This window comes from Streptomyces sp. F001, assembly GCF_004187715.1.
GTDB classification, from domain to species: Bacteria; Actinomycetota; Actinomycetes; order Streptomycetales; family Streptomycetaceae; genus Streptomyces; species Streptomyces flavusporus.
The window spans coordinates 591,336-601,559 of record NZ_QZWF01000005.1; the positions used below are offsets into that span (position 1 = coordinate 591,336).

Annotated in this window: 9 protein-coding genes and 1 pseudogene; 7 read left to right on the plus strand and 3 right to left on the minus strand. The window is 69.7% G+C overall.

What is annotated here, in order from left to right:
• Positions 1 to 80: 80 nt before the first annotated feature.
• Positions 81 to 1,916, plus strand: coding sequence for an MFS transporter (locus tag StrepF001_RS22890; RefSeq protein ID WP_129800056.1), 1,836 nt, complete (start codon positions 81 to 83; stop codon positions 1,914 to 1,916).
• A gap of 93 nt (positions 1,917 to 2,009) precedes the next feature.
• Positions 2,010 to 2,867, plus strand: coding sequence for a hypothetical protein (locus tag StrepF001_RS22895; protein WP_129800057.1), 858 nt, complete (start codon positions 2,010 to 2,012; stop codon positions 2,865 to 2,867).
• A 28-nt stretch (positions 2,868 to 2,895) separates the two neighbouring features.
• Here the strand turns inward: StrepF001_RS22895 and StrepF001_RS22900 are convergent, their stop codons facing one another.
• A complete protein-coding gene (locus StrepF001_RS22900) occupies positions 2,896 to 5,331 on the minus strand; it encodes a SpoIIE family protein phosphatase (RefSeq protein WP_129800058.1) in 2,436 nt (811 codons plus the stop codon).
• 222 nt (positions 5,332 to 5,553) lie between these two features.
• Between StrepF001_RS22900 and StrepF001_RS22905 the strand changes: the two genes are divergently transcribed.
• From StrepF001_RS22905 to StrepF001_RS22915, 3 genes are all read left to right on the plus strand, one after another.
• Positions 5,554 to 5,892, plus strand: a complete 339-nt coding sequence (locus StrepF001_RS22905; RefSeq protein ID WP_240797624.1) for a helix-turn-helix transcriptional regulator — start codon at positions 5,554 to 5,556, stop codon at positions 5,890 to 5,892.
• 44 nt (positions 5,893 to 5,936) lie between these two features.
• Positions 5,937 to 6,308: a VOC family protein gene (locus StrepF001_RS22910; protein ID WP_129800059.1), complete on the plus strand. Its 372-nt coding sequence runs from the start codon at positions 5,937 to 5,939 to the stop codon at positions 6,306 to 6,308.
• A 406-nt stretch (positions 6,309 to 6,714) separates the two neighbouring features.
• Positions 6,715 to 7,095, plus strand: a complete 381-nt coding sequence (locus tag StrepF001_RS22915) for a hypothetical protein (protein WP_129800060.1) — start codon at positions 6,715 to 6,717, stop codon at positions 7,093 to 7,095.
• 447 nt (positions 7,096 to 7,542) lie between these two features.
• Here the strand turns inward: StrepF001_RS22915 and StrepF001_RS22920 are convergent, their stop codons facing one another.
• Positions 7,543 to 8,112 carry a GrpB family protein gene (locus tag StrepF001_RS22920; protein WP_240797625.1) on the minus strand — a complete coding sequence of 190 codons (570 nt, stop codon included), beginning with the start codon at positions 8,110 to 8,112 and terminating at the stop codon, positions 7,543 to 7,545.
• Positions 8,113 to 9,100: 988 nt separating this feature from the next.
• On the opposite strand from StrepF001_RS22920, the gene StrepF001_RS22925 reads away from it, so the two are divergent.
• Entirely contained in the window at positions 9,101 to 9,313 is a 213-nt protein-coding gene (locus StrepF001_RS22925; protein WP_129800062.1) for a hypothetical protein, read from the plus strand.
• Positions 9,314 to 9,581: 268 nt separating this feature from the next.
• Positions 9,582 to 9,839 (plus strand): annotated as a pseudogene (locus StrepF001_RS22930) (transposase); the annotation flags it as partial.
• Between the two features lie 118 nt (positions 9,840 to 9,957).
• Here the strand turns inward: StrepF001_RS22930 and StrepF001_RS22935 are convergent.
• On the minus strand, positions 9,958 to 10,224 hold a 267-nt coding region (locus StrepF001_RS22935), incomplete at its 5' end, for a beta-propeller fold lactonase family protein (RefSeq protein WP_346656960.1).

The following is a 10,224-nucleotide window of genomic DNA, read 5'->3' on the forward strand; positions in this document are numbered from 1 at the left end:
CCCGGCCACAGAGCCGAGAACCGGCCGGAAACGGCGCGTACGGCCGAGAACAGAAGACGGGACACGGGGAGTGCCAAGAGGTGGCCACTGCGGAGCCGACACGCACCGACGACACCGGTCCGGGCCCGGGGTCCGGCCCGCGAATACGCGTGCCCGCGGATCGGCCGGACGGGTCCGGCCGGCCCGGCCGCGGGAAGATGGCCGCCGCTCTGCGTGAGCGGCTGACCCGGCACCCCGTCCTCGTCGCCACCGGCCTCTCCGGAATCCTCCATGTCATCTGGTTCTTCACGTTCGCGAACAGTGGCGGCGACCTGGCGGCGCAGGACGCCTGGGCCGAGTTCGTCGGCCGGCATCCGGACTCGGCGTACAACCTCGCCTGGTACGGCGGGATGCACCCGGTGTCGTACAGCATGGTCTCGCCGTATCTGATGTCGGTGCTCGGGGTGCGGACCACGATGATGATCGCGGGGACGCTGTCCGCGGGGCTGCTGACGCTGATACTGGTGCGCAGCCGGGTGGTCCGGCAGCCGCTCTGGCCGGCGCTGGCGGGGGTGTACGCGCTGCTGTGCAACGCGGCGTCGGGGCGGGTGACGTTCGGGCTGGGCACGATGTTCGCGCTGGGCGCGGTGGCCGTCGTGTTCTGCTGGCCGTACCGCTGGCGCTACAAGCGGTGGGCGAAGGCGCTGTGCGCGGCGCCGCTGGCCGCGCTCGCCACCATGTCCTCACCGGTCGCCGGTCTGTTCGTGGGTCTGGTGGCGGCGGCGCTGTTCCTGCAGAAGCGGCGGCCGGGCGCGTGGGCGCTGGGGCTGGCGCCGAGCGCCGTGGTGGCGGTGTCCGCGTGGGCGTTCCCGTTCTCCGGCACCCAGCCGATGTCCTTCGGGTCGGCGTCCCTTCCGCTGCTCTACGCGGTCTTCGTCTTCCTCCTGGTCCCGCACGGCTGGAAGACCGTGCGGATCACGGCCGCCGTGTACGGCCTCGCGGTGCTGCTGGTGTGGCTGATCAGCTCGCAGATCGGCTCGAACATCACCCGGCTGGCGATGCTGTTCGCCGGGGTGGCGCTGCTGGCGGCGCTGCCGTTCACGGTGCCGCGCTCGCGCAAGTGGTACGCGATCGTGGTGGCGTTCGCCGGTTTCGTCGCCTGGATCGGCTTCAAGTCGGTCGACGACGTCGTCCACACGACTCCGACGGCGTCCTGGGCGCGCGAGCTGGCGCCGCTGGTCAACCAGCTCCAGGAGGCCGGCGCCGAGAAGGGCCGCGTCGAGGTGGTCCCGGCCCGCTCGCACCGCGAGGCCTCCGCCCTCGCCCCGTACGTCAACCTGGCCCGCGGCTGGAACCGCCAGGCCGACATGAAGCGCAACCCGCTCTTCTACGACGACACCCTCAACTCGGCGAACTACCGCGAGTGGCTGGGGCGCTGGGCGGTGCGCTACGTCGTCCTGCCCAAGGACGACCCGGACGGCGACGGCGGTGAGCGGGAGCGCGAGCTGGTGCAGCGCGGGCTGCCGTATCTCGAGCAGATCTGGGGCGACGCCAACTGGCAGCTGTTCGCGGTCGACGACCCGACGCCGCTGGCCGATCCGCCGGCCACCGTCGAGCGGGCCGAGCAGGGCGAGATGACCCTCCATGTGACCCAGCCGGGCCGGGTCCTGATCCGCGTCCCCTACTCCCCCTGGCTCAAGCTCGTCGACGCCGAGGGCAAGGGGGTCCAGGCACCGCAGGAGACGGAGGCGTCCAAGGACCGCCCCGACGGCACTCCGAAGACGTACCGCAACGTGAGCGGCTGTCTGATGGAGACGGAGGAGGACGCGGAGGGCGACAGGTGGACGGTGCTGCTCGCTCCGCGGGCCGGGACGTATCGGCTGGCCTCGCCCTACGACCTGCCCCGGGGGACACCGTGCCCTCAGGAGCTGCGGTGACGCTCGGCGCAGCTCCACCTGCTGGACGGACTCCGGGCGAAGTCGGACGGAATACCTCTCCCCATCTGACGTAGCGTCAGCTAGACCGGACGCATGACAGACGACGCGGCACACACAGCCGATACCCGCAGCGACCTGTACGCGGAACTGGCCGCCGTCGGCCCCTACGGAGCCGACCTCGGACACGCCCTGATCACCATGGTCGAGCCGCACCCCGGCCGGGAGCGCGAGTACAACCGCTGGTACGAGGACGACCACTACATCGCCGGCGCGATGGCCATGCCCTGGATGTACGCGGGGCGCCGCTGGGTGGCCCCACGCGAACTGCAGCTCCTGCGCTACCCCGAGAAGTCCGCCATCGCGCAGCCGGTCACGGCGGGATGCTACCTATCCGTCTACTGGATCACCGCGGGCCGCTACGCCGACCACATGCGGTGGACCGTCGGCATCAACAAGCGCCTCAACCGCGACCACCGCGTCTTCCAGGACCGCACCCACATCTTCACCGCCTTCCAGGACCACACCGCAACCGTCTACCGCGACGGCGGCCACGGCCCGCGTGACATCCACGCCCTCGACCACCCCTACGCCGGGCTCGTCGTCCAGGTCATCGACGCCGGCTCCCCCGGCAGGCGCGAGGAACTGCTCGCCTGGCTGCGCAACGACCACCTCCCGAAACGGCTGGCGGGCTCCCCCGCGGCCATCGTGACCGTCTTCACGCCGACGCCGCTGCCCCTGGACCGGATGACCTACGTCAAGCAGGTCGAGGGCGTCGGGACCCGGCTGACCCTGCTGTGGTTCCTCCAGCACGACCCACGCGACGCCTGGCAGGACCACTTCACGGACCTGGACACGGCAGTCGCCGCGTCGGGGCTGGGCGACGTCACGTTCGTCGCCCCCTTCATCCCCACCGTCCCGGGGACGGACCGCTACGCGGACGAGCTGCGGTGACCCCCTTCAGGACCGCCTGAATCCCCACTCAGCTCCCGGTCAGGGACTGCTCGGCCCAGATGGTCTTGCCGGCGGGGGCGTGCCGGGTGCCCCAGCGGCGGGCGAGCTGGGCGACCAGCAGCAGGCCGCGCCCTCCTTCGTCGAAGATCCGGGCACGCCGCATGTGCGGGGTGGTGCTGCTCGAGTCGGAGACTTCGCAGATCAGGGTGTTGCCCTCGTGAATCAGCCGGAGCTGGATGGGCGGCCGGCCGTAGCGGATGGCATTGGTGACGAGTTCGCTGACCATCAGTTCGGTGACGAACTCGGCGTCGGTAAGTCCCCAGGCCGCCAGCTTGCCGGTGGCCAGCTGGCGGGCCCGGGCGACGTCGGCGGGGTCGCAGGCCAGGTCCCAGGCGGCGACGCGGTCGGTGTCAAGGGCCCGGGTGCGGGCGATGAGCAGGGCGATGTCGTCGTCCGGGCGGTGGGTCAGCAGGGCCGTGAGTACCCGGTCGCAGACCGACTCCGGTGTCTGGACGGGGTGGGCGAGGGCGGCGAACATCTTGTCCAGGGCCTCGTCGATGTCGCGGTCGCGGATTTCGAGCAGACCGTCGGTGTACAGGGCAAGGAGACTGCCTTCGGGCAGTTCGGCCTCGCTGGTCTCGAACGGCAGGCCGCCCAGGCCCAGCGGCGGGCCGGCCGGGACGTCGAGGAGGTACACGGCGCCGTCCGGGGTGACCACGGCGGGTGGGGGGTGGCCGGCCCGGGCGAGGGTGCAGCGGCGGGAGACCGGATCGTAGACGGCGTACAGGCAGGTGGTGCCGATGCCCCCGGCGGTCTCGGCGGCGCCGCCCGTGACGGCCTCGTCGGCGGACAGGCGGATGACGAGGTCGTCGAGGTGGGTGAGCAGCTCGTCGGGCGGCAGGTCGACGTCGGCCAGGGTGCGCACCGCGGTACACAGCCGGCCCATGGTGGCCGAGGCGCGCATGCCGTGGCCGACCACATCGCCCACCACGAGGGCCACCCGCGCGCCGGACAGGGGGATCACGTCGAACCAGTCGCCGCCCACGCCGGCCCGGCTGCCGGCGGGCAGATAGCGGGAGGCGATCTCGAGGGCCGCCTGGTGGGGCAGTGTCTGCGGGAGCAGGCTGCGCTGCAGGGTCATGGTGGTGGTGCGATCGCGGGCGGGCCGGCGGGCGTTGTGGATGCCGACGGCCGCCCGGGCCGTGAGCTGCTCGGCAAGCCACAGGTCCTCCGGCGTGAAGGGCTCCGGGCTCCGGTGACGGCCGAAGAGGGCCACGCCGACCGTGGTGTCCTGTGAGCGCATCGGCACCACCAGCAGTGAGTGTGTCCCCACCTCGCGGAGCCGGGCGGCCTGGGGGTCCTCGCCCGCCCACCGGGCGACGGCGAAGTCAGCCGTCGCGTACAGGGCGCCGCGGCCCTGGACCAGGCATTCGGCCACGGGTGACAGTGCCGGGTAGGCGGTTGTCTCGCCCGCCCCGGCCACGGACTCGGGGTGCTCGTCGAGAACCGACTGCACCGCGGTGCGGCGCAGGGTGACGGCCCCGGTCAGCAGGGCGGAGGACAACTCCTCGCTGCTCCCGGGGACATCGAGCAGGTCGACGACGGTGAAGTCGGCGAGGCGGGGGACGGCGGCGTCGGCCAGTTCCTGTGCGGTGCGCGCGATGTCCGAGGTGGTGCCGATGCGGGCGCCGACGTCCTTCAGCAGGAGCGTGTGCTGCCGGGCGGGCGGCTCCTGCGCCCTGTGGTGTGCCACCAGGCATACGGCGCGTACCCGGCCGTCCGTGTCTCTTATCGGGGTCAGCGAGGCCGGCCGGCCGTGCTGCGGGCCTGGCGGCGTCGCGGGGCGGATGTCGGCCTGCAGGTACTGCGGCTCGCCGGTTTCGAAGGCCAGGCGCATCCTCCTGTCGGCCTCCTCGCTCGCGGGATGCGGCGCGATCTCCGGCAGACGCAGCCCGCGCATCTCGGTCTCCGTGAAGCCGAGCGCGCGCTCCATGGCGACGTTCGCCCGCACCAGTCGCAGATCCGTGTCGAAGACCGCCAGACCGCAAGGGGACTGGGTGAACACCCATTCCCCCAGCGTCTTTTCGCCGGGCGTGCGGGGCCGGCCCGCCACGGCGGACACCACGAGCCACTCGTCGGCCTGCCCGCCGGGCGGGCGCCGGTTGGCGAGCAGTCGCAGCCGAAGCCGGCTGCCGTCGCGGTGCCGCACCGCCACGCTGCCGCTCCACCTGTCCCGCCCGGGTGCATCCCGCCGCGCGCTCCCGCCGGGTTCGTCGGCGAGCAGATGGGCGGCGGGGCGCCCCACGACCTGCGGGGGCTCATAGCCGAGCAGCTGCCGCGCCCCCTCGCTCCACCCCGTCACGATGCCCTGCGCATCGACGGTGGCCGCGGCCGTGTACGCCGACTCACCGAAGTCGTCCGCCCTGTCGGGCCACTCACCAGGAGGGGTGGGAAGTCGCTCCATCGCCGCTCATCTCGTCCTCGCTAGATCCTTTCCCCGCCTACTGACAAGCATGATCCTGCGAGGCACACAGCACCAACGCAACGCCGTCAGGAGGGGTCCAGCCGGCTGCGGGCGAATCAGACGGCAGGAAGCCGGTCGGCACGCTGTCCCGCCCCGGCCGGGCGGCCCGAAAAAATCTTCAGAAAGTACATACGTCGTGGAACCGCGTCCCGAGCTCTCCGCGTGAAGTACGGCAACAGCGACATCTCGGTGCATATCAACCGCTTCGAGAGTGTGAGCGGCGACGACCGAGTCGATCCGTCGGAGGAAAGCCCCAGTAATCCCATGAGCTCCACACCCACGCCGTACAACGAAGCCCCCACAGCCGCTCAGGCCCCCCTGGCGCCGCGCGAGCAGGAGGTTCTGCGGCACATCGCCGCAGGGCACACCTACGCCCAAACGGCCCGCCGCATGGAGCTTTCGCAGCACACGGTCGACGCCTATCTGCGCCGCATCCGGGCCAAGCTCGGCATCAACAGCACGGCAGAACTCACGCGGCTGGCCATCGCCCTCGGGCTGTGACAGTGACGCCCGGCCGCCGAACAGGATGCCTTCCGGGAAGGGTCATGCATCTGATGCATCTCGGCCTGCCCGTTCGGGACATGCTGTGCAGCCGGCGGTTCTACGAGACCTACTTCGGCTTCGACCCCGGCACCGCGCAGCAGTACGACGACGGCACGGTCATCATCCGCAACGCCGACGGTTTCGATCTCGCCTTGCACGGCGGCCAGGACGTCGGGCCACTGCCCCCGTTCCTCCACTTCGGCTTCCGGCTCTCCGACCCTGGCGAGGTACGCGCCCTGCTCGCCCGGATGCGAGCGGACGGATTGAACATCATCGAGCACCATGACGAGCCGGCCTACGTCGCGTTCAAATGCACGGATCCGGACGGCCACCAGGTCGAAACGTACTGGGAACCTCAGGAGACCTCGCCATGACCGACCAACCCCGTTACTCGCCCGGCGGCCCGTGAGCGAGGCCGGTCGCCCGGCCGTCGGCCTCGAGCCCGCTCGGCCCTGCACCGCTCAGCAGCCGCGCTCCCGAACGGTCGGGGGCTGCCCGGCGGCAGTTCGGCGGGCATTTACCGGGCGCCTCCGGCTCCGTCAAGTCACGAGTTGTCGGAGCGTGACGGCGTTGTGCCGGTCGGACCTACTGAAAGTGCGGGCCTCACCGGTCAAGGAGACGGGGCCGCGCGGTAGGGCGGAAATCCTCAGCGAGGATTCTCCCGCTCACCGAACCGTCGGCTATCCCGGCAGGGCGGTCACGGTCAGAACCAGTCCGCCAGCCGTCACCCCGAATTCCCGGGCGCGTCGGAAAACCCCTCGGTGCAGAAGGAGAAAACCCATGACCCACGGCGTTCACACACACAACGACGCACAGCTCAAGCGGCGGGGCTTCCGCCTCGCCATGGTCTTCGCCTCGACCGCTTTGATCTCCGGAAGCGTCATCCTTCCGGCAACCGCCGCAACGACGGCCGTGAGCCAGTCCACGGTCGCAAGCGTCGTCACCGACGGCGGAAAGGGCGGTGACGAGCGATGGGGTAGCCGCAGCGGCACCGGTGAGGGGCTCAGCGGGAACGGCGGCGGCGATACCGGCGAGGGAGGTTGCACCGGTGTAGTCGGCCCATGGGATCACCCCGCAGACACCGGCGGAACGGGCGGTACCGGCGGTGCCGCCAGCAACGGCGGGAAGCCGACTTCCGCAGTTGAGAGGTTCCGCAGTTGAGAGGCACGCGGTTGTCCTGGATCCGGGGCTGATCTTCCTGGACCCGGGGCCGATCTGCGCGAACGGGTGTGGCGACACGAGCCGCAGCCGACCAACTGACCAGCCGAGCCCGAGCCAACCTCAGCGACCGCCCCGCCGGTAGTTCACATCGAGGGGTCAGGGGTTCAATCCCCTCAGGTCCATCGCAGGGCCGTTCACCGAAGAGCCTCGCAGGGGGACAGTGCACCGCATCGTTGGCGTACGCCAACCCGTACGCCAACAGCGGCGTACAACCGCGACCGACGGAGGTCACCCGATCACCCCGTGATCAGGCCATGACCAGGGCAGACACGGCCTGAGGGGCATGAGCTCCTTCTCACGCGAACCCGTAGCCTCGCCCGAGGGACCGCCAGCACCCGGCGCGGGGCCCTTGCGCGTTGCCACGCTGCTGTCGGGCGGTTGGGCGTGTCAGGCTTCGTGACCTGCTCGTCCGAGGATCTCCTCGACCACTTCAGTCTTGGCGTCGGCGTAGTTCTGCATGTACTGCCAGGACTGCTGGGACAGGGATCGCTTGGTACGGGCGTACAGCTCGCGGTCACCGCTGTGCGTGCGTAGCCGGTCGCGGAAGCGCAGCATGCGCCCAACCTCGGGACAGCCAGTCGACAGCACGTGCAGATTGGCCGACTCAGCGCTGGGTGCGAGACCGTGCCGGCGCAGGACGCGGTGCTCGTACCACTCGGGTTCCTGGATAACCAGCTGGAACCCGATGCCCTCCAGGGGCGGCACATAGGCCGTCTCGTCCGCAGAGTCGGGGACGATCAGCAGCATGTCGATGACAGGTTTGGCGGGAAGCCCCGGCACTGACGTGGAGCCGACGTGCTCGATCCGGTGCTCGACATGGCCGAGCCGGTCGCGGATGCGCTCGGCTTCCCGCTCGAATACCTGCGGCCACTGTGGGTCGTACTCCACCAAGGTGACCTGGCCGTTGAGCTTGCGGGCCTCGCCGAGGTGGGCCGCCTCGATCTCAGCGGTGGTCATGGGCACGCGTGGAGTCCCCGGGGCCTGACGTTCCTCTTCCGGCATGGGGAAGGCTCCGTTCCTTGGCATCACGTCACTGTCGAAGGCCACGATCAAGGAGTAGGCATACGCTATGCCGTACGCCGACAGCAGCACACAACCACAGCCAGCCGCGATCACTCGCTCATCCCGTGGTCAGGCGCTGACCAGCGCAGACACGGCCTGTGGCTGGGGCGGTCGGCTCCGCGGGCCCCCAGACCGGGCAGGCCACCGGTCGGACACTTCTCCGATAAAGAGTGGGCGCGAAGGCACTCATCAACGCCAACGCAAAGAGACGAAGAGGATAAGGGCCATTACCCGATCTCGGTGATCGGCGAGCCAGGTGCGGACCTTTCTTCCACCGCCGCCAGCGCCAGCCGCACATCATCCGCGGCTACTGCGGCGGCCCCACGTCCGCTACATCCTCGAATAGAACCATTTGAGTTTCGGATCAACAGGCATGACGTGCTCCGTTCCCTCAGGTCACACCTGAAGTACCTTCCATGGAATGGCGAGGCGGCGAGCAGGCCCAGCGGCGTGAATCCGTGACTTACAGAACGAGCACCGGACACAAGAGCCATCAGGCCAGAACGGACCCGAGATCACCTGGAGTCGAGTCGGCACGTGCCGGCCGGGACCAGACATTGCCGGGGCCAGGCAATGGGTCACGTTGCCGTGACCCAAAGGGTTCGCCATGCGTTCCTGGTACCCCATCGACGCTGTGGCTTCTTTGCTGGTCCAACACCATCGGGCGGCCGAGGACGGCTGGCGATGCACCCCATGCCGACCACGAGCGCCGGTGTTAAGGGTCTGGGAGGGGCCTCCGGGCGAGGGGGAAGACCTACAGAAAGTCACCAATGCAATGGAATGTCCCGATACTGTGACAAGCCCCCAATGTCCGTTGACGCCCTCATGGCCGACCTCCCACGCTGGTGGGTAAGCAGCCCATCCACCCCCAAAGGAGGTCATCATGGAGACAAGCACCCGAAGGCGTATCCGACACCTCGTCGGCGCGTCCTGCGCTGCTGCGCTGCTCGCCGGAACGGTGGGCGTGGCGAGCGCCGAGGCGATGCCTCAGACAACGAAGGCTACGGTGGAATCGTCGAGCGCGGCACCACAGGAGACCTGCAAGAAGCAAAACAAGGACGGCACGTGGGCACCGCCGGGCTGCATCCCGCCATGAGGTGAGGCAACCACCACGGACTTCGCGTTTTCACCAGACCTGGGGTGGGTCACCGACAGTGGCCTCACGCTTTCATCAAGTGTGTCGCCCAAGGCTTGATCACAAACCCGAGAAACGCTTCTGACCCGCAACAACAGGAATCGTCGAGGGTCCTGTTGGCTGCGCGGAAAGAAGCACTTGCACGATTCCCCTGTGCCGCATGCTCCGGCTGTGAGGAGCCGGTCCCCGTCGGCACCACTGCGCCGAGGGGCAACCGCTGGACGCGGCGGCCTGCCTGCGCGCCACCGGCCGATCCGTCTATGCGATCAACCCGCTGACCGCCTGCTACCGCGACCGCTACGCCCTGGGCCGCAAAAGGTCCGACCACCTGGACGCCAAGGTCCTGGCGCACCTCTTGCGCACCGGCATCGCCGAACACCGGCCCCTGCCCGCGGACAGCGAACTGGCCCAGGCCATCACCGTCATGGCCTGCGCCCGGCAAGACGCCGTGTGGGACCGCCGCCGAGCAGGCCACCGGACAAAGACCGCGCCAGCGCCTGCGCGGGTCAGTCGCGCTTCCGGGGGAGACGTTTCCTTTCCGGGCGGATGGCCATGCTGCTGGTCCGCCGAATCGGCCGAGCGCAGTCCTGACTTTCAGACGTCCTCTAGATTGGGATCACTGACACCGAATCCGAGCTGAAGTTGGCCACGTAGACCCGGTCCTCAATCGGGGACACCACCACCCCCAGCGGGCCGCGGCCGACGGGGATAGGTTTGCCCTCCTTGCGGTTCGTCGCGGTGTTGATCACCGACACCGAACCCTCGCTGAAGTTGGTCACGTAGACCCGGTCCTCATTCGGGGACACCGCCACTCCTGTCGGGCCGCGGCCGACGGGGATGGGATTGCCCTCCTTGCGGTTCGTCGCGGTGTT

Coding starts and splice junctions, on each gene's coding strand:
- StrepF001_RS22895 (WP_129800057.1), top strand. CDS start 2,010: ATGACAGACGACGCGGCACACACAGCCGATACCCGCAGCGACCTGTAC.
- StrepF001_RS22900 (WP_129800058.1), bottom strand. CDS start 5,331: ATGGAGCGACTTCCCACCCCTCCTGGTGAGTGGCCCGACAGGGCGGAC.
- StrepF001_RS22910 (WP_129800059.1), top strand. CDS start 5,937: ATGCATCTGATGCATCTCGGCCTGCCCGTTCGGGACATGCTGTGCAGC.
- StrepF001_RS22915 (WP_129800060.1), top strand. CDS start 6,715: ATGACCCACGGCGTTCACACACACAACGACGCACAGCTCAAGCGGCGG.
- StrepF001_RS22920 (WP_240797625.1), bottom strand. CDS start 8,112: ATGACCACCGCTGAGATCGAGGCGGCCCACCTCGGCGAGGCCCGCAAG.
- StrepF001_RS22925 (WP_129800062.1), top strand. CDS start 9,101: ATGGAGACAAGCACCCGAAGGCGTATCCGACACCTCGTCGGCGCGTCC.